Below are 19,463 nucleotides of genomic sequence, written 5' to 3'. Positions count from 1 at the left end.
GTTAAAAATTTTTATTAATATCTCTTGTTTATTACTCACTTATGAAGGGATTGCGCTTTTAGCATACCCTCCTGAAAAACGCCGTAAAATTACGCCAATCTCACCAACTGACCAAATTTTTTTTAAACTTTTTTCGAGAAAAATAAAATAAATAGTTATTTTTATTTTGTTTATTATGTTAAAATTTTGTCAATCTGTTAATTACATTGGCTAATTGCCCCGTAAGTTTTTCTCTACTGTATTTGCTTAAATCGGTATCACCGCGCTGTATCGTCCCTTTTTTGTAATTTTCGTAAGCCTCACGTACCGTCTTTTTCATCCGATTCAGGTCGTTATACGGCATAAGAACCCCTGTGTGGGTCTCCTCTAAGATGCGGGTTACGTCCCAACTTTCAGGTCCTACTGCCCAAATCGGTCGCCCCGAAGCCATATACTCGAACAGCTTGCCTGCGATGATCGCCCGTGTTTCGGGGGCGTCAATCTCTATGAGCAGCAGCACTTGCGCGCTGTCTTGCAAGGCAATAGCCTCTTGATGTGGCAGATAGCCCTTATTGACTACGTACTCGCTGAGCCCTGCCGCTGTCAAGTCTGCAAGGATATCCTCACTTATTTTCCCTGCTAAGCACAGCTCAAAGTCGTCAGCAAAGGCACGATCCTCAGCGATGAGTTCGGCAAATGCTTGCCACAGTAGCTTAGGGTTGCGGTCGGAAAGCAACGAACCGATATGCGCCACACGGAACTTTTCAACAGGGGCTACCTCCTGCGTTGGACGCTCGTCATAACCATTGGTAATTACATAAATGGGTGTATCGGTCAGCACTTGAAAATCTTTCCCCGTAGTGAAGCTCGTGGCAATTACGGCATCTGCCTTTTGCAACACCTCGCGCTCCCAATAGTGATGCTGCCGATCCGCCCAGCGTGTGAGCCGCAAATCCTTGTAATAGCCGATGCTCGTCCAAGGGTCGCGAAAGTCGGCAATCCATTTCAGTTCAGGGCATTGCCTTTTGAGGTGATAGCCGATCAGGTGCACACTATGCGGTGGCGAAGTGGTGATAATGGTCTGTATGTCGTTCTCTTTTATATATCTTTTGAGGAACTTCACCGAGGGCTTTACCCAGTATTTGCGGGCATCGGGGATAAAGAGATTACCGCGCACCCACAGCATTAGCTTCTCCAAGAGCGATACCCTCTTGCGGGGGATCATCCCTGCGCTGATGCTTTGCGTTTTCTTCTTTGAGAAGAGCGATGCCAAGCGATAAGGTTCCCATATAGGCTGCTTCACAACAGTTATGTCCTCAGGCAAATCTTTGTCAATCTCAGGGTCGGTAATAGGGTAGAAGGGGTTTTCAGGGGCGTAAATAACAGGCTCTATGCCAAAGTACCGCAGGTATTTAGCGAACTTCAGCCATCGCTGCACCCCAGGTCCGCCTGCGGGTGCCCAGTAGTAAGTGATAATCAGAACCTTTTGCATCTCTTTATTAGCTAACGACGGCAAAGGTACGAAGAATATTTTACATAACAAAAAGAGATTACCTTTCGATAATCTCTTTTCAACTATAAAAATAAAACCTATAAAACTATGCTTCGCTTTCCCCCTCAGTGGCAGTGCTCTCTTCACTGTTTTCCTCCTCATCTTCTTTCATTACTTTTGTAACCGCTGCGATAGAGTCCTTACCTTTAATATTAATCAGCCTTACCCCTTGGGTCGCACGCCCTGAGATGCGCAAATCATCGATCGGTAGGCGAATGGCGATACCACTTTTGTTGATAATCATCAGGTCTTCGCCTTCCAATACACTCTTGATAGCGACTAAATTACCCGTTTTCTCGGTGATAGAGATAGTTTTCACCCCTTTACCACCCCTATTGGTAATGCGGTAGACCGCCTCGCCAGTTTCTGGGTCGTCGATAAACGAGCGCTTGCCATATCCATTCTCAGAAACCACGAGTACGGTCTCTTCCTTCGGATTTTCAATGGCAATCATCCCGATAACCTCGTCATTCTCTGTATTTAAGTCGATACCGCGCACTCCTTGCGAGTTACGCCCTACGGCGCGCACTTTTTCCTCACCAAAACGAATCGCACGCCCTGATTTGATAGCGAGCATCAGCTGACTGTTACCTGAGGTGAGTCGTGCTTCGATAAGCTCATCTCCCTCCTTGATGGTAATGGCGTTAATCCCGTTCTGACGTGGACGCGAGTACTGCTCGAGGAGCGTCTTCTTCACAATACCCTGCTTTGTTGCCATAATCAGGTAATTGCTGTTGATATATTCCGTATCCTTGAGGTTCTTCACGCTTACGAAAGCCTTAATTTTGTCTCCCTGCTCGATGTTGATCAGGTTTTGAATAGCGCGCCCTTTGGCAGTTTTGCTACCTTCAGGTATTTCGTAAACGCGCATCCAAAAGCACTTGCCTTTCTGCGTAAAGAACAGCATATATTGGTGATTGGAGCTTACAAAGAGATGTTCTAAGAAGTCCTGATCGCGGGTGTTGGAGGCTTTTTGTCCTACACCGCCGCGATTTTGTGTTTTGTATTCATTCAGCGGCGTACGTTTGATATACCCCGCGTGGGTGATAGTGATCACCATATTGTCATCAGGAATCATATCTTCCACGCTGAACTCACCGCCTGCGTATTCGATTACGGAACGACGCTCATCGCCGAACTTCTCTTTTACTTCCAAAAGCTCTTGTTTGATGATCTCTGTGCGGCGTTCTTTCTTTGCCAGAATATCTTCCAAATCCAAGATGAGTGCCTTTACTTCTTCATACTCAGCGCGGAGCTTATCCTGCTCTAATCCTGTGAGCTGACGCAAGCGCATTTCCACAATGGCACGCGATTGTATGTCAGTAAGCTCAAAACGCTCCATCAATCGGGTGCGCGCCTCATCAGGACTCTTTGACGAACGGATGATAGCAATCACCTCGTCGATATTGTCCGAAGCGATAATCAAACCCTCTAAGATGTGAGCGCGCTCTTTGGCTTTGCGCAATTCGAACTCAGTGCGGCGGTATACCACATCGTAGCGGTGTTCCACAAAATAATGCACCAAATCCTTGAGGTTTAGCAGCTGCGGGCGACCATTTACCAGCACGATATTATTCACACTGAAAGAGGTTTGCAGCGGCGTATGCTTAAAGAGGTTGTTCAGCACTACGTTGGCAACGGCATCGCGCTTTAAAATATAGATAATGCGCGTATTACCACGCGAACTCTCATCCTTAATATCGGCTACACCATCGAGCTTACCTTCTTTGACGAGCTCCGAAGTTTGCTTGATCATCAAGGCTTTATTCACCTGATAAGGGATTTCGGTAACCACGATACACTCGCGCCCTTTCACCTCTTCTATATTGGCTTTGGCACGGATAATCACCCGTCCACGACCTGTACGGAAAGCCTCTTTTACGCCTTCATAGCCGTAGATCACCCCCGCCGTTGGGAAGTCAGGAGCCTTGATGTACTTCATCAGCTCATCGATCTCAATTTCAGGGTTATCGATATAAGCAATCGTACCATCGACTACCTCGCTGAGGTTGTGCGGCGGCATATTGGTAGCCATCCCCACAGCGATCCCTGAGGAGCCGTTAGCCAGCAGCGTTGGGATACGCGTAGGCAGTACAGTAGGCTCTTCAATGGTGTCGTCGAAGTTTAGCTGCATATCCACCGTTTCCTTGTCGATATCCACTAGCATTTCTTCAGCGAACTTGCGCATACGAGCCTCGGTGTAACGCATAGCCGCAGGCGAGTCGCCGTCTACCGAACCGAAGTTACCCTGCCCATCGACGAGCATATAGCGCATACTCCAACTCTGTGCCATACGCACCATTGTGTCATATACAGCCGTATCGCCGTGTGGGTGGAACTTACCGAGTACTTCCCCGACGATACGCGCCGATTTCTTATAAGGCTTATTGCTGGCTACCCCGAGTTCGGACATCCCGAAGAGCACACGGCGGTGCACAGGCTTGAGCCCATCGCGGACGTCAGGCAGTGCGCGTGATACGATCACCGACATCGAATAATCGATGTAGGCTGATTTCATCTCATCACTGATATCCACAGGGATGAGTTTCTCTCTTTCTGTCATAATTTTTTACTTTATAACTTATAAAATGTTTTATTACATTTAGCGGGCTAAATTACTACTTTTCGGCAAACTGACCAAATAAAAGTGCTATTTTTTTTACCCCTATTTTTTAATCAACTGAAAGTGAAGTCCTTTACAGTTAAAAAAGTTTTTCTTGTGCAAGGCTACTATCTTAAAATAAGCGTATTTTATCACCTATTATAGGAGAGTAAGAGGGGGTGCGGAAAATGAAGTCAAGTGCTTTATATGGGCTTAAAAGGAGTGTTTTTAGAGGTCAGAGGTCAGAGGTCAGAGGTCAGAGGTCAGAGATCAGAGGTCAGAGATCAGAGGTCAGAGATCAGAGGTCAGGGCTGCTCTCTACTCTCTGCTCTCTGATTACTGCCCTCTAAAGAAGCTTTTTTAGTGGTTTTGTAATTCGTTGATTATTCGATAGTTTTTCGCTAAACCTAATACTAACCTAATACCAACCTAATACTATCCTAATATCTTCGTTCACGCTTCCTATACCGTTCCTGTACCGTTCGTTCGGTTGCCGTTGTGGGTGCTCGCATTAGATCTTCGAGATCTATCCGAATGGGCTCCGTATCTCGTTCGTTTGGGATAGGCTCATATTACCTATTTGTTTTAGGCTTCCGAGCACGGCACTCTGCTGCACTATTTATAAAAATTAATCGCTGATCATTGCTCGTTACTCACTAAAAAGTATTACCTTTGCATTTTATTTAAGTGAAGTTTATGGATGCAAAGACGATTGCTTGTGGTATTTTGCGAGCGGTGGCTACGATCGTGCTGGTGGTACTGGGGCTTTATGCGCTTTATCTGCTTAGGGCGATAGTGGTGTACTTGGTGGTTTCTACTGTGCTGACCTTGATGGGGATGCCGCTGCTTACGTTCCTCAGGCGGCGTTGTAAGATACGCAGTCAGGCATTGGCGGCGCTTATCGTACTGGTGATTTTCATTGTATTGACTCTCGGGGTGATTGCCCTCTTTGTGCCGCTACTGATCACTCAGGGGCAGAACCTCTCTGTGCTTGATGTCAATCAGCTGAAAGAGAATGTAGAAGGCTTGATAAATTACACATTGACCTCGATGGGCATACGCGGGAATAAGTTCTCCATCGGTGTGGAAAGGCTTTTGGATTTTATTGATATTCCGAGTTTTCTCAATTCGTTTATCTCGTTTATCAGTGGTTTTGGTGTGGGGCTTTTTTCGGTGCTCTTCATTACGTTCTTTTTTCTAAAAGATGGTAAGAAAATGCTTATTGCTTTGCTATCTTTGCTGTCGGATAAGCGTAAGCGTACTGTAAAAGCGTCTATTTTTAAGATTAACAACCTACTTTCGCGCTATTTTATAGGTCTTTTGTTGCAGTTGTTTATTCTTTTTGTGATTTACACGGTGGTATTACTCATTTTTGGTGTGGAAAATGCTTTTATGATAGCCCTTTTATGTGCTTTGCTGAATATTATTCCTTATGTGGGTCCGATTATTGGCTTTGTACTGATGGCATTGCTTACGATGAGTAGTAACCTACACAACGATTTTATGAGTGTGTCGCTCCCTACGACGATCTATGTGCTTATTGGGTTCTTAGTGGGGCAATTCATTGATAATGTGTTTAGTCAGCCTTTGATATTCTCTAATTCGGTGAAGTCGACGGCTTTGGAGATTTTCCTCATTACGCTGATCAGTGGTACGCTCTTCGGCATTGTAGGGATGGTGGTGGCAATTCCTGCTTATACGGTGCTGAAAGTGGTGCTGAAGGAGTTTTACCCGAATAATAAGCTAGTGGCACTGCTGACGAAGAATATTTAGGTTAGTGATTAGGGGTTAGTGATTAGTGATCAGGAGTGCGATGGTTCTTTGAAGGAGGAAATGTGAGAGAGGGTAGGAGGGGGCTTTTGTGTTTTTAATTGATTGATTGTTAGTGTTGATAGAGGTATTTAAGGTTTGAATGAAAAAGGGTAAGAAGTGTTTTTTTTGTAAGAAAAAGTAATTTTTATTTGGTCATTCAAAATAGACTTCGTAACTTTGTAGCCTCAATTAGAATTGATAAATAATTTAAGAAAATGAGTAAATACGACATTATTGTACTTGGAAGTGGACCAGGTGGCTATGTTACAGCCATTCGCGCTTCACAATTAGGCTTTAAAGTAGGCTTAATTGAAAAAGAGAACTTAGGCGGTGTATGCCTTAACTGGGGTTGTATCCCTACTAAAGCCCTTTTGAAATCGGCTCAAGTGTTTGAGTATCTGAAACACGCTGCTGACTACGGTTTAGTGGTGAAAGGCTTTGACAAGGACTTCAAAGCAGTAGTAAAACGCAGCCGTGAGGTGGCTGACGGTATGAGCAAAGGGGTGCAATTCCTGATGAAGAAGAACAAGATTGACGTGATTGAAGGTTTTGGGAAACTTAAACCAGGCAAGAAGGTAGAGGTTACTGATAAAGATGGCAAGAAGACTGAATATGCTGCTGACCATATTATCATTGCCACAGGGGCACGCTCACGCGAATTGCCTGCTTTGCCACAGGACGGCAAGAAGGTTATCGGCTATCGACAAGCCCTTACCCTGCCTGAGCTACCTAAGAAAATGATCGTAGTAGGTAGTGGTGCTATCGGTATTGAGTTTGCTTATTTCTACAACTCTATGGGCACTGAGGTAACCATCGTTGAGTTTATGCCAAACATCGTTCCTGTGGAAGACGAGGAAGTATCAAAGCAATTAGAGCGCAGCTTCAAGAAGATCGGTATCAACATCCTTACCTCAGCCGAAGTTACTAAGGTAGACACCTCAGGCAAAGGCGTAAAGGCTTATGTGAAAACCGCTAAAGGTGAGGAAGTGCTTGAGGCAGATATCCTCCTTTCAGCTGTAGGTATCAAGACCAACATTGAAGGTATTGGCTTGGAAGATGTAGGCATCAAGGTAGATCGCGATAAGATTCAAGTAGACAAATTCTATCAGACTAATGTGCCAGGCTATTATGCTATTGGCGATGTGGTGCCAGGACAGGCTTTGGCACACGTAGCTTCTGCTGAGGGTATCCTTTGTGTTGAGAAGATCAAAGGCTTGCACGTTGAGCCGCTTGATTATGGCAATATCCCAGGTTGTACCTATTGTACTCCAGAGATTGCCTCAGTGGGCTTAACAGAAAAGCAGGCAAAAGAAAAGGGCTACGATATCAAAGTAGGTAAATTCCCATTCTCAGCTTCTGGGAAAGCAAAAGCAGCAGGTAATGCTGACGGCTTTATCAAGGTGATTTTCGATGCAAAATACGGTGAATGGCTTGGCTGCCATATGATTGGTGCAGGCGTTACCGATATGATTGCAGAGGCAGTAGTGGCCCGCAAATTGGAGACTACAGGTCACGAGATCATCAAGACGGTACACCCTCACCCTACAATGAGCGAGGCAGTTATGGAAGCCGTAGCAGCTGCTTATGGTGAGGTAATACACATATAAAATAATTTAGATTATTGTTGTTAGTGAAGCCCTGAGGTGTCTTTCCTTGGGGCTTTTTTATGAATAATCCTGCCTAATATGTTCAGAAACAAAGTGTAATAAATTAATATTCATTTTTTCAAGAAAATGTTTGGTCGGTTTCGTATTTATTCGTACATTTGTCGCATTAATTTAAACCATTCGTAATGAAGATAAAAATAGTTAGTACATTGCTGCTATTGGTGGCAATGATCTCGTGTAAATCAAAAACGGGGAACGACGTAAACGCTGAGGCTACTTCGGCGGACTACAACGTGATCCCCGCGGTGAAATCAATGAACGTAGCCCAGAGTGAGGAAGGTGCTTTTCACCTGAATTCATCTACTAAGATTGTGTTTCCTCAGAATGACGCCGACTTGCAGCGTTATGCGGGCTTTCTGCAGGAATTCATCAAAAAACAAACAGGCCTGCAACTTGAAGTCAGTTCAGCGCAAGGAAAGACGGACAACAGCATTTCGCTGGTGAAAAATCTTAACAATACCAATAAAGAAGCGTATCGAGTGAGCATCAGCGCCAACGGGATCGTAGTGGATGGGGTGGCTAACGGCGGCGTTTTCTACGGAGTTCAGTTTCTGAGAAAAGCTATCCCTGTGAAAAAAGCAGCGGAGGTGATCTTCAAAGCGGGAACAATTGATGATCAGCCTTATTTTGCTTACCGTGGTGCGCATTTGGATAGTGCTCGCCATTTTTTCACTGCCGATTCGGTGCGGATCTTCATCGATATGATGGCTTTGCACAATATGAATAAATTCCATTGGCATTTAACGGACGATCAGGGTTGGCGTATTGAATCGAAGCGATTTCCAAAGTTGACGACCCTCGGCTCAACGAGAACGCAGACGGTTATCGGGAGAAATAGTGGCGAGTACGACGGGAAGCCTCACGGCGGCTTTTATTCACAAGAAGAACTTAAGAGTATCGTGAAATACGCTCAGGATCGCAATATTACGATTATCCCTGAGGTGGATTTGCCTGGGCATATGCTTGCTGCGCTGGCGGCTTACCCCGAATTGGGATGCACAGGAGGTCCGTATCACGTGATGGAAACGTGGGGCGTGGCTGAAGATGTGCTTTGCGCTGGAAACCCTCAAACTTATGATTTTATCAAGGGAATCTTGGAGGAGGTAACTGAAATTTTCCCGTCGGAGTACATCCACATTGGTGGGGACGAATGTCCGAAAGTAAGCTGGCATAAATGCCCTAAGTGTCAGGCAAGAATCAAAGAATTAGGCATTAAAGGAGATAAGAAACACACTGCTGAAGAGTATCTTCAGAGCCACGTGATTACGTTTGCCGAAGATGTTTTAGCAAAAAAGGGTAGAAGAATTATCGGTTGGGACGAAATTTTGGAAGGTGGACTGGCGCCAAATGCAACGGTGATGTCTTGGCGTGGCATCGAGGGTGCGGTAGAGGCCGCCAAATCGGATCACGATGCGATTATGACCCCGATGTCGCACCTCTATTTGGATTATTATCAGACGGATAAAATCGAAAAAGAACCACTGGCGATTGGCGGGTGCATCACTGTCGAAAGGGTGTATAGCTTCAATCCTTTCCCCGACGCGCTCAATGAGGCGCAGCGCAAACATATTTTGGGCGTGCAGGGCAATATCTGGACGGAATATATCAAGACCTTCAAGCACGTGGAATATATGGCGCTGCCTCGCTTCGCCGCTTTGGCAGAAGTGCAGTGGGAAGACCCAGCTAAGCCTAAAAATTATGAAAATTTCGTGCAGCGATTGCCCAGATTGTTAGCGATTTATAAGCTCGAGGGCTACAATTATGCGACACACGTTTTTGGCTTGCGCGAAGATGTAAAAGCCGATAAGGACGGCATCGCGGTTAGTTTTTCTTGTCTGGAAAATACACCTATATATTATACCACTGACGGCAGCGATCCGACAGAGAAATCAGCTCTGTACACCAGCACGCTTCATTTCACGAAAAATACGTTGGTAAAAGCAAAAACTAAGGGCAGCCAAGGCGAAAGTACTTTTGAGCAGCAATTTTATTTTAATAAGGCAACCGCGCGCCCAGTGCAATTGCTTACAAAACCCAACAGTGCCTACACTTACAAGGGCGTCAGCACGCTTTTCGACGGCATCAAGGGGAATAGCAACTCTCGGTCTGGCAATTGGATAGGCTTCAAAGAAGAAGATTGTGAGGTGATTATTCCACTCGGGACTCCTACCAAAGTGAAGGAGGTCGCCTTTGATACATATATCGATACGGGCGATTGGATCTATCCGCCGACTTATGTGGAAGTATCTACCTCAAATGACGGAAAAACATTTCAAAAAGCGGCAGACCTAAAGGTCCCTGTTCCTACCTCAGCGATAAAGGAGATCAAGACCTACAAAGTTGATTTTCAAGAGAAAGAAACAAGCTACTTAAAAGTGAGAATCAATACGTTGAAAAAAATTCCAGCTTTTCATCAAGGAGCTGCAGGGAATCCAGCGTTCCTATTTATCGATGAGATCGAAGTAAATTAAGTGTAGAAATTAATAATTTTTTTAAAAGGAGAAGATGCTTTTTATCTTCTCCTTTTTTTATGAACTTCTTCAAAATTGAGGATATAAATCTTATGATAAGAAAATGCAAATTAAAATTGTGAGATACCGTCGTCAGTTTACAATTTACTTAATCATTTTTGATTTTGTTCGTCTCCTTTTAAGATTGTGATAAGTAAATATATTTTTACTGTCGTCGGTATACAATTTATATTATTAAAACATTTTTATATCGTCGTCAGTTAGTTATTTTATAATATAAAACATATTTATATAAATGTATATTTAATTTCTCTATAAAATAAAACTTTTAGTACTATTTTTTGATTAAAAATAGAACTTAAATTCTATTTTAGGTTGAATTTTGGTAAAAAATACAGCTTTTTTCACTGTAGATATGATCTTTCGGAGATTTAGAACCCATTTCGATGTAAGCAAATGGACTTGGAGAAAGAAAATGAATTTAACCTTAGGAGGTATTCTCCTTATAAAAAGGCACAAATAGAAATATAAGAATATGAGCGTTTTATAATTTTTTAATCTGCAAAATCTTTGCTGAACGATAATTTTAACAGTTTTTATTTGGCTAACTTGTGGAAAGGTCGTACATTTGTGCTACTTTTTTAGATTGTTTAATTGTAAAATTATATCGACAAAATGAGTTACAGAATTGAAAAAGACACATTAGGCGAGGTGAAAGTCCCTGCCGACAAGTATTGGGGCGCACAGACAGAACGCTCGCGCAACAACTTTAAGATTGGTCCAGCAGCGTCAATGCCCAAAGAGATTATCCGTGGCTTTGCTTACCTGAAAAAGGCGGCTGCTTATGCTAATTATGACCTCGGGGTATTGTCTCAGGAGAAACGCGACCTCATCGCTAAGGTTTGTGATGAGATCTTGGAAGGTAAACTTGATGATGAGTTTCCGTTAGTAATCTGGCAGACAGGCTCGGGTACGCAGTCGAATATGAATGTAAATGAGGTGATTGCCAATCGTGCGCAGGTGCTTGCTGGTGGCGAGATCGGTAAGGGCGACCCTGTGATGAAAGCCAATGACGATGTGAATAAATCGCAATCCTCTAACGATACTTTCCCAACAGGGATGCACATTGCTTGCTACAAAGCGGTAGTAGAGCACACCATCCCTGCGGTAGAAAAACTGCGTGACACGCTCAAAGCGAAGGCTGAGGCGTTTAAAGACGTGGTGAAGATCGGTCGTACCCACCTTATGGATGCTACTCCACTGACGCTCGGTCAGGAGATTTCGGGTTATGTGGCACAGCTCGACCACGGCATTAAGGCTTTGAAGAATACCTTGGCACACCTTTCGGAATTGGCACTTGGGGGCACTGCCGTAGGCACAGGGCTAAATACACCTAAGGGTTATGACGTGAAGGTAGCGGAATATATCGCGAAGTTTACAGGATTGCCATTCGTAACGGCACCTAACAAGTTTGAGGCGTTGGCTTCACACGATGCGATTGTAGAAAGCCACGGTGCATTGAAGCAACTTGCCGTGTCGCTCAACAAGATTGCGAACGACATCCGTATGATGGCATCAGGACCACGCTCGGGTATTGGCGAAATACTTATCCCTGCGAATGAGCCAGGTAGCTCTATTATGCCAGGGAAGGTGAACCCTACCCAATGTGAGGCGATGACGATGGTGGCGGCTCAGGTGATGGGTAACGACGTAACCATCAGTGTAGCTGGGGCGCAAGGACACTACGAGCTGAACGTCTTCAAACCTGTGATGGCTGCCAACTACTTGCAATCAGCACGCCTGCTGGGTGATGCTTGCCTCTCATTTGAAGAGCACTGTGCAAGCGGCATTGAGCCTAACTACAAACGTATCAAGGAACTCGTGGATAACTCGCTGATGTTAGTTACAGCTCTTAATACCAAGATAGGCTATTACAAAGCAGCTGAAATCGCACAGACGGCACACCGCAATGGAACTACTTTAAAAGAAGAGGCGGTGCGTTTAGGCTATGTAACTGCCGAAGATTTTGACAAGTGGGTACGTCCAGAAGATATGGTAGGGTCTTTAAAATAGGAAGCACAACCATAATGATATTAAAGAAGCTCAGCTTATCATAAGCTGAGCTTCTTTATTTTTATATATCAACCTCTATTTGCCCACGTACCAAATCTTCAAAGGTCTCAGCGCGGCGGATGAGCTTAGCCTCGCTACCTGTCCAAAGCACTTCCGCAGGACGCAGACGCGAGTTGTAGTTGCTCGCCATCGTATAGCAGTAAGCACCTGCATTGTGGAAACAGAGAATATCGCCTTCCGTAATCTCGGCAATCTGGCGGTTAGAGGCAAAGGTATCGGTCTCGCAGATGTACCCCACCACCGAGTAGAAACGCTTCTTACCCTCAGGGTTGGAAAGATTCTCAATGAAGTGCGTTGCCCCGTAAAACATTGGGCGTATGAGGTGATTAAAGCCTGTATCCACACCCGCAAAGACGGTTGAGGTCGTTTGCTTTACCACATTCACCTTCACTAAGAAGTACCCCGCCTCGCTCACTAAAAACTTACCAGGCTCAAAGGCAAGCGTAAGCTCGCGCCCGTAGGTATCGCAGAACTCCAAGAAGCGTTGCCCCAAACGCTGTCCGAGCTCCTCGATGTCCGTCTGTATATCGCCCTGCTTATACGGTACCTTAAAGCCGCTACCGAAGTCAATAAACCGCAGATCCTTGAAGTGCTGTGCCGCCTCAAAGAGTATCTCTGCCGCATAGAGAAACACGTCTATATCCAAGATGTCGCTACCCGTATGCATATGGATGCCATTGATATGCATTTTGGTATTCTCCACAATGCGCAAGATGTGCGGAATCTGGTGTATGCTAATGCCAAATTTACTATCAATATGTCCCACCGATATCTTTGAATTACCTCCCGCCATTACGTGCGGGTTGATGCGTATACACACAGGTACCTCAGGGTGTTTGCTGCCAAACTGTTCCAAGAACGAGAGGTTGTCGATGTTGAGTTGCACGCCCAGAGCCGCTGCCTGTTCTATCTCGTCCATCGAAACGCCGTTGGGGGTAAAGATGATTTGCTCAGGGGCAAAACCCGCCCGCAAGCCGAGCTGCACCTCTTGAATAGACACCGTATCTAAGCCACTGCCGAGCTTGTGCATCAGCCGCAGCACCGATAGGTTCGATAGGGCTTTCATCGCATAGTTGATACGTAGATGGGGCACTGCCGCAAAGGCTGAAGTAAGGCGGGCGTATTGGCTAGCAATCTTCTCGGCATCGTACACATACACGGGACTGCCGAAACGCTCCGCAATGGATAGTAAATCTGTATTATTCATTTTATTAGTGGTTAGGGATTAGTGATTAGTGGTCAGTGCTGATCCCTGACCTCTGTTCTCTAAGTTCTTATTTTTAAATGAGCTGCAAAAGTACAAATTCTTTTTGTAATGCTAAGCTAAAAAGTGAGAATTGTATAAAACAAGTTATAATTGTGATATTTGTAACAGAGAGTACTTAGAGATTAGTACTTAAGATAAGGGATCGCTTAATTTTTATAGTCTGTATCCGTATTGTATCCGTAGATCCTTCGTAAGGGTGTTACATTATTTCTTGTTAAATTTGTGGAGGATTTTTGATATTCTGTTAAAAAGGTGTACTTTTGCCTTACCAAACTTATTCATTATGAGAGATGAAGAATTAATATACCGCATTGCACTTAGAGATTTAATAGGTGATAGAGCTGCAAGAGTGTTGATTGACACACAGGGCAGTGCAAAGGCAGTACTAACCGATGGCGAGGAGGTAACACAGCTCTTAGCATTGGGGCATATTCAAGGGCAGCATTTGACGGTAAGAGAAGCACTTCATAAGGCTGAAGAGGAGCTTAATTACGCCTATCACAATGGTATAAAGATACTTAGTTACACCGATGCCGACTATCCTCAGCTTTTATACCAATGTGAAGATGCTCCTGTGGTGCTCTACCAGCGTGGATCTATCAACTTGGAAGGTAAGCGCTTGATTAGTGTGGTAGGCACGCGCAAGGCGAGTGCTGAAGGGTTGCGCTTTTGTCAGCGACTTATTGCAGCGGTGGCACCCTTTGATCCTGTGATTGTCAGTGGCTTTGCTTATGGTGTGGACATTGTAGCACATCGTGCAGCGATGGCACACGGCTTGCAAACGATCGCTTGTTTGGGGCACGGCTTTCAAAGGATATACCCCCAAGAGCATTCTGTGTATTGTGCAGCTATGGAAGCCAATGGAGGGCTCTTTACTGACTACGGACATCTATCTCCCTTTAAACCTACGAACTTCTTAGCGCGCAATCGTATCGTGGCAGGCTTATCGGAGGCAACCGTAGTGATAGAGTCGGGACAGAGAGGAGGAAGCCTATCGACAGCAGGGCTGGCTTTTGAGTACAACCGTGAGGTATTTGCCGTACCTGGACGCCCTATTGATGTGAATAGTGTGGGCTGTAACGAGCTTATTTATCGACATAAAGCTGAAATACTGCTACGCCCTGAACAACTTGCAGAGGATTTAGGTTGGTGCTAATCAATAACAAAAACACCTCTTCTTATAGTTAGAAGAGGTGTTTTTTATATGTTACTTATTCAGTTTAAAATCGTTCTATTGCCTTCTCTATCACCTCATACACCCTGCTGAGTTGTGTATCACTAATAATATAAGGCGGCAGTATATAAATCGTATTCCCCACAGGGCGCAGCAGCACTCCTTCGCTAATGAAGAAGTTGTACAACCTATCGCGGAACGAACCGTAATAGTCCGTATTTTCAGCTGTTTTGAGCTCAAAAGCCATAATCACTCCGAGGGTACGCCCATTCTGCACTTTGGGGTGCTGAGCTATGTGCGCCACAAACGCCTTGTGTCTGCCCATAATGCGCTGTATGTTGGCTTGCATCTCTTCACTTTCCAAAAGGTGTATCGCTTCTAAGGCGATGGCACAACCTGTCGGGTTGGCTGTATACGTATGCCCGTGGAAGAGGGCTTTATTGATGTCCTCACTGTAAAAGGCATCAAACACCGCCTGCGTAGCCGTGGTTACTGCCAGCGGAATCGTGCCACCTGTCAGGGCTTTGGATAGACACATAATGTCGGGCTGCTCGGTGAGGTAGTTTGAGGCAAAGGTGCGCCCTGTGCGTCCAAATCCTGTCATCACCTCATCAGCGATAGTGAGCACGCCGCTCTCTTTAGCAATGCGGATAAGCTCGTCGAGGCTCTCAGCGGGGTAGATATTCATTCCTACCGCCCCCTGCACCAAAGGCTCAAAGATAAAAGCCGCTGGGTTATGCGCTGCAATAGCCGCTCTGAGGGCTTTCGCTGCTGCATCACTGCCTGCTACAGGGGCAGGGATACGCACCACTTTGAGCAGGTGGTCGGCAAAGGCTTCTGTAAAGAACGAAATCCCTGAGGCTGCCATAGCTGCAAAGGTATCGCCGTGGAAAGCATTCTCCAAGGCTATCACCGTAAAGCGCTGTTCGCCCTTGTTAAAGAAGTATTGCAAAGCCATCTTAATGGCAATTTCCACTGCCGTAGAACCATTGTCTGAGAAGAACAATTTCTGCTGATTGCTGGGCAGTATACTGATGAGTTTCTCAGCGAGTTCCACTGCTGGGCGATGGGTAAAGCCCCCGAAAAGTACGTGCTCCAATTCGGTGAGCTGTTTGTAGGCAGCCTTTGCCAAAGCCTCATTGCTATGCCCAAAGGGGTTTACCCACCAGCTGGCAATCGCATCGATGTATTCTTTGCCGTCCTCGTCCCAGAGGAGGGCGTCTTTCCCGCGCACTATCCCCAAAGGCTTGGCAGCGGTTTGGTGTTGCGTATAAGGGTGCCACAAGTGGCGCGCATCTCTTTCTTGTAATGTCATTGTCTTATTTCTTCTTATCTCTAATTTCTGATTTTTTATTTCCTAATCTCGCTGTTATCATATCCCGACTGAGGTCTAACCCCCGTGCAGGGCTATATTCCCTACCGTACAAGATGATCTGTATGTGGAGCTTATTCCAACGCTCTTTAGGGAAGAGTCGCTTGGCGTCTTTCTCGGTCTGTACTACACTGCTGCCATCGGATAAGCCCCAACGCGCCATCAGTCTGTGGATATGCGTATCCACTGGGAAGGCAGGCACCCCAAAGGCTTGCGACATCACTACACTGGCAGTCTTATGCCCCACTGAGGGCAGTGCCTCCAATGCCTCAAAGCTCTGCGGTACCTCGCCGTTATGCTCTTCTATGAGTATCTGTGAGAGCCCATAGATACCCTTTGCCTTGGTAGGAGCGAGCCCCACAGGCTTTATAATCTCAAGGATTTCCTCCACCGAGAGCTTTACCATATCGTAGGGGTTATCCGCACGGGCAAAGAGCAAAGGGGTGATGGTATTCACTCGCGCATCGGTAGTCTGAGCCGAGAGCAACACCGCAATGAGCAGCGTATAAGGGTCTTTGTGTTGTAAGGGGATATCCACCTCAGGGTAAAGAGCCTCCAAGGTGTCCATCACAAACTGTACTTTATCTTTCTTTTTCATTCTTCAAATCCTAATTCTTTTTCAAAGGAGTGCATACTTTTCTCACTCACCTTTTTATTCCTTTAATAATACCCCATACCAATGCCGTTGCCCCAAAGATATGGTGGGTGGGCTCAAGAGCTAAATCCATAAAATAAAGATTCCTTTCATCGAGGCAGCATTCACCTGTGGGTTCAGGGAAGATATACCGTACCCCTATAAAGCTCACCAGCATAAACACCACCCAATCAACCCAGCAGAAGTGCCAAAACACCCTCCTGCGCACTGATAGCCACACTGCGCCATAGCACAAAGCGTGTAGCAATACCGTTGCAAATAGCAGTACAAAGAACCCTTTCATACTATTCCCTATTCCCTACTCCCTAATCTCTAACAACACCACATTCTCCACGTGGTAGGTTTGTGGAAACATATCCACAGGTTGCACGCGTGTTACCTTATAAGCGGCGTCCATTAGGGCGAGGTCTCGCGCTTGAGTGGCACTGTTGCAACTCACATAGACAATCCGCTTGGGGGCAATACGCAGCAGCTGCGCCACCACATCCTTGTGCATACCATCACGAGGCGGATCCGTAATCACCACATCAGGCACCCCATTGGCAGCGATAAACTCCTCATTGAACACCGTCTTCATATCCCCCACGTAGAACACCGCATTCTCAATACCATTATACCGCGCATTGGCTTTGGCATCTTCAATCGCCTCGGGGACAGCCTCTACGCCTACTACCTTCTTAGCACGGCGCGCAACGAACTGCGCGATAGTACCCGTACCCGTATAAAGGTCGTACACCAACTCGTTGCCACTCAAATCGGCAAAGTCGCGCACTACAGTATAGAGCCTATACGCCTGCGCCGAGTTAGTCTGGTAGAACGACTTCGCGTTAATCTTAAACCGCAGCCCCTCCATCTCCTCAAAAATATGGTCGGCACCCCTGTAGCAGATAATCTCCTGATCGTAAATACTGTCGTTTGCCTTGCCATTAACGATATACTGCAAGGAAGTAATCTGTGGGAACTTTTCAGCAATGTAATCCAATAGCAGCCGTATCTTCTCGTCCTCTCTAAAAAACTGCACCACCAGCATTATCTCGCCTGTGGAGCTGATACGCAGCATCATAGAGCGCAATAAGCCCTTTTGCTCCCGAGGATTGTAGAAAGGCATCGCATTCTCTATCGCAAAAGCCTTCACCGCATCACGAATAGCATTGGAGGGGTCTTCCTGCAAGTAGCACTTCTCAAGGTCTAATATCTTGTCCCACGCCCCCGCGATGTGGAAGCCCAGTCCATTGCGATTGTCTACCTGCGCGCCACTCTTCACCTCTTCAGGGGTGAGCCACCGCGTATCCGAGAAGGAGAACTCCATCTTATTGCGGTAAAAATAGGGATTCTCCACCCCAATAATAGGCGAAATCTCAGGTAGGGCAATCCCCCCTAAGCGGCGCAGGTTGTTCTCCACTTCTTTTTGCTTGTAGTAGAGCTGATACTCGTAGCCCATATCCTGCCACTTACAGCCCCCACAATACCCAAAATGGCTGCATACAGGCTGCACACGCTTATCCGACAAGGTGTGATACTTCGTTACAAAACCTTCATAGTAAGCCGATTTCTTCTTGGTAGTCTGCACGTCCACCACATCGCCAGGCACCGCACGGTCAAGGAAAATCACCCGTCCATCAGGGGCTTTGGCAACAGCCTTGCCCTTGGCACCCGCGTCAATTACTGCTACGTGCTCTATCAATATATGTTTCTGTTTCTTCATTGCGGGGGCAAAATTAGTTAATAATTCACAATGTACAATGAATAGTGGATAATTTTAAGGGGTCAGGAGTCAGAGGTCAGGGTTTAGTGGTTAGTAGATGGTTCTGTTCTCTGACCTCTGACCTCTGTTTTCTGCTCTCTTGTAATTCGCTCATTGTTCGATAGTTTTTTGCTAAACCTAATACTAACCTAATACTATGGTAATACATTCCTTCGGCGTTCCTGTACGCTTCCTATACTGTTCCTGTACCGATCCTTCGTTATCTCTCCGTTTGGTGTCCGTTGGGTGTTCGATTGTGGTATTGCTTATTCGGTAGAAATGTGTACTTTTGCAGCCTTGCTAATTTAGTATCAATGTACGAAAAGACTCAAGCGATTGTTCTCTCGGCTTTTAAATATAAGGATAACAGCCTTATAGTGAGGTGCTTTACTGAGGAGTTTGCCGCGCAGAGTTACCTGCTCAAAGGGGTGCTTAGTAGTGGTAAGGGCAAGTTGCGTCCTGCGTTGTTCCAGCCGCTGACGCTTTTGGAAGTTGTGGCAACCCATAAGCATCACGAGGGACTTGAATATATCAAGGAGGCACGGTTGCTTACCGTATATCAATCGCTGCACACCGATATTTACAAGAGTGCTGTCACACTCTTTCTCGCTGAGGTTATCAGTGGTGTATGTGTGTCGGATCACCGTGATATTGAGTTGTTTAGCTTTATCAAGGAAAGGCTTTTGTACTTTGATAGGATGCCTTTTTCAGCTAATTTTCACCTTAAATTTCTGCTGGAAATGACGCGCTATCTCGGTTTTTACCCCGATACTACTGAGGCTGACTTGCCTTATTTCAACTTAGAGGAGGGGCATTTCGACAGTATTGACGACCGTAAATATACTATCAGTGGTGATGTGCTTGTGCTCTTTACCTCTCTATTGGCTGCTGATGACCGTGATTTACCAGCGATTAAAGCTACCAAAGTGCTACGCAATAGGCTTTTGGAGCTTCTTCTGAAATACTATCAGTGGCATTTTCCTGCCTTTAAGCCGATTAAATCCTTAGAGGTGTTGCAGATGTTGTTTTAGTGAG

General features: G+C 45.6%; 13 protein-coding genes. 6 read left to right on the top strand and 7 right to left on the bottom strand.

Annotated features, from left to right (window positions below; genetic code table 11):
• Nucleotides 1-178: 178 nt before the first annotated feature.
• Both AXF12_RS08510 and gyrA read right to left on the bottom strand, forming a co-directional pair.
• A complete protein-coding gene (locus AXF12_RS08510) occupies nt 179-1,471 on the bottom strand; it encodes a glycosyltransferase (RefSeq protein WP_066430250.1) in 1,293 nt (430 codons plus the stop codon).
• A gap of 106 nt (nt 1,472-1,577) precedes the next feature.
• Nucleotides 1,578-4,094 carry a DNA gyrase subunit A gene (gene gyrA / locus AXF12_RS08505; RefSeq protein WP_066430248.1) on the bottom strand — a complete coding sequence of 839 codons (2,517 nt, stop codon included), beginning with the start codon at nt 4,092-4,094 and terminating at the stop codon, nt 1,578-1,580.
• Nucleotides 4,095-4,829: 735 nt separating this feature from the next.
• Here gyrA and AXF12_RS08500 point away from each other — a divergent pair.
• The 4 genes from AXF12_RS08500 to fumC all read left to right on the top strand — a co-directional run bounded on the left by AXF12_RS08500 (nt 4,830) and on the right by fumC (nt 12,156).
• A complete protein-coding gene (locus tag AXF12_RS08500) occupies nt 4,830-5,906 on the top strand; it encodes an AI-2E family transporter (RefSeq protein ID WP_066430242.1) in 1,077 nt (358 codons plus the stop codon).
• A gap of 254 nt (nt 5,907-6,160) precedes the next feature.
• Complete coding sequence (gene lpdA, locus AXF12_RS08495; RefSeq protein WP_066430240.1) at nt 6,161-7,552, top strand: dihydrolipoyl dehydrogenase; 1,392 nt, start codon at nt 6,161-6,163, stop codon at nt 7,550-7,552.
• Between the two features lie 185 nt (nt 7,553-7,737).
• Nucleotides 7,738-10,083: a beta-N-acetylhexosaminidase gene (locus tag AXF12_RS08490; RefSeq protein ID WP_066430239.1), complete on the top strand. Its 2,346-nt coding sequence runs from the start codon at nt 7,738-7,740 to the stop codon at nt 10,081-10,083.
• Between the two features lie 675 nt (nt 10,084-10,758).
• Nucleotides 10,759-12,156, top strand: a complete 1,398-nt coding sequence (gene fumC / locus AXF12_RS08485) for a class II fumarate hydratase (RefSeq protein ID WP_066430238.1) — start codon at nt 10,759-10,761, stop codon at nt 12,154-12,156.
• Between the two features lie 61 nt (nt 12,157-12,217).
• On the opposite strand, the gene lysA is transcribed toward fumC, so the two are convergent.
• On the bottom strand, nt 12,218-13,423 hold the full coding sequence (lysA, locus tag AXF12_RS08480) for a diaminopimelate decarboxylase (protein ID WP_066430237.1): 1,206 nt from the start codon (nt 13,421-13,423) through the stop codon (nt 12,218-12,220).
• A 343-nt stretch (nt 13,424-13,766) separates the two neighbouring features.
• On the opposite strand from lysA, the gene dprA reads away from it, so the two are divergent.
• Nucleotides 13,767-14,639, top strand: a complete 873-nt coding sequence (dprA, locus tag AXF12_RS08475; protein WP_066430235.1) for a DNA-processing protein DprA — start codon at nt 13,767-13,769, stop codon at nt 14,637-14,639.
• A gap of 64 nt (nt 14,640-14,703) precedes the next feature.
• Here the strand turns inward: dprA and bioA are convergent, their stop codons facing one another.
• The 4 genes from bioA to rlmD are packed head-to-tail and all read right to left on the bottom strand — an operon-like array spanning nt 14,704 to nt 18,389.
• Complete coding sequence (bioA, locus tag AXF12_RS08470) at nt 14,704-15,972, bottom strand: adenosylmethionine--8-amino-7-oxononanoate transaminase (RefSeq protein WP_066430233.1); 1,269 nt, start codon at nt 15,970-15,972, stop codon at nt 14,704-14,706.
• 4 nt (nt 15,973-15,976) lie between these two features.
• On the bottom strand, nt 15,977-16,627 hold the full coding sequence (locus AXF12_RS08465) for an endonuclease III domain-containing protein (RefSeq protein WP_066430231.1): 651 nt from the start codon (nt 16,625-16,627) through the stop codon (nt 15,977-15,979).
• A 46-nt stretch (nt 16,628-16,673) separates the two neighbouring features.
• Nucleotides 16,674-16,967 (bottom strand): hypothetical protein, encoded by a 294-nt coding sequence (locus AXF12_RS08460; protein ID WP_066430225.1) that lies wholly within the window; start codon nt 16,965-16,967, stop codon nt 16,674-16,676.
• 15 nt (nt 16,968-16,982) lie between these two features.
• Nucleotides 16,983-18,389: a 23S rRNA (uracil(1939)-C(5))-methyltransferase RlmD gene (rlmD, locus tag AXF12_RS08455; RefSeq protein WP_066430223.1), complete on the bottom strand. Its 1,407-nt coding sequence runs from the start codon at nt 18,387-18,389 to the stop codon at nt 16,983-16,985.
• A gap of 353 nt (nt 18,390-18,742) precedes the next feature.
• On the opposite strand from rlmD, the gene recO reads away from it, so the two are divergent.
• Nucleotides 18,743-19,459, top strand: a complete 717-nt coding sequence (recO, locus tag AXF12_RS08450) for a DNA repair protein RecO (RefSeq protein WP_066430221.1) — start codon at nt 18,743-18,745, stop codon at nt 19,457-19,459.
• The last annotated feature ends 4 nt before the right edge of the window (nt 19,460-19,463 follow it).

This window comes from Capnocytophaga haemolytica, from assembly GCF_001553545.1.
In the GTDB taxonomy this organism is placed as follows: domain Bacteria; phylum Bacteroidota; class Bacteroidia; order Flavobacteriales; family Flavobacteriaceae; genus Capnocytophaga; species Capnocytophaga haemolytica.
Note: the sequence above shows the minus strand (reverse complement) of the source record. Positions and strands in the feature narration are given on the sequence as shown.

Bases quoted from the DNA above. Each gene is read 5' to 3' on its own strand.
- AXF12_RS08510 (WP_066430250.1), bottom strand. From the start codon at position 1,471: ATGCAAAAGGTTCTGATTATCACTTACTACTGGGCACCCGCAGGCGGA.
- gyrA (WP_066430248.1), bottom strand. From the start codon at position 4,094: ATGACAGAAAGAGAGAAACTCATCCCTGTGGATATCAGTGATGAGATG.
- AXF12_RS08500 (WP_066430242.1), top strand. From the start codon at position 4,830: ATGGATGCAAAGACGATTGCTTGTGGTATTTTGCGAGCGGTGGCTACG.
- lpdA (WP_066430240.1), top strand. From the start codon at position 6,161: ATGAGTAAATACGACATTATTGTACTTGGAAGTGGACCAGGTGGCTAT.
- AXF12_RS08490 (WP_066430239.1), top strand. From the start codon at position 7,738: ATGAAGATAAAAATAGTTAGTACATTGCTGCTATTGGTGGCAATGATC.
- fumC (WP_066430238.1), top strand. From the start codon at position 10,759: ATGAGTTACAGAATTGAAAAAGACACATTAGGCGAGGTGAAAGTCCCT.
- lysA (WP_066430237.1), bottom strand. From the start codon at position 13,423: ATGAATAATACAGATTTACTATCCATTGCGGAGCGTTTCGGCAGTCCC.
- dprA (WP_066430235.1), top strand. From the start codon at position 13,767: ATGAGAGATGAAGAATTAATATACCGCATTGCACTTAGAGATTTAATA.
- bioA (WP_066430233.1), bottom strand. From the start codon at position 15,972: ATGACATTACAAGAAAGAGATGCGCGCCACTTGTGGCACCCTTATACG.
- AXF12_RS08465 (WP_066430231.1), bottom strand. From the start codon at position 16,627: ATGAAAAAGAAAGATAAAGTACAGTTTGTGATGGACACCTTGGAGGCT.
- AXF12_RS08460 (WP_066430225.1), bottom strand. From the start codon at position 16,967: ATGAAAGGGTTCTTTGTACTGCTATTTGCAACGGTATTGCTACACGCT.
- rlmD (WP_066430223.1), bottom strand. From the start codon at position 18,389: ATGAAGAAACAGAAACATATATTGATAGAGCACGTAGCAGTAATTGAC.
- recO (WP_066430221.1), top strand. From the start codon at position 18,743: ATGTACGAAAAGACTCAAGCGATTGTTCTCTCGGCTTTTAAATATAAG.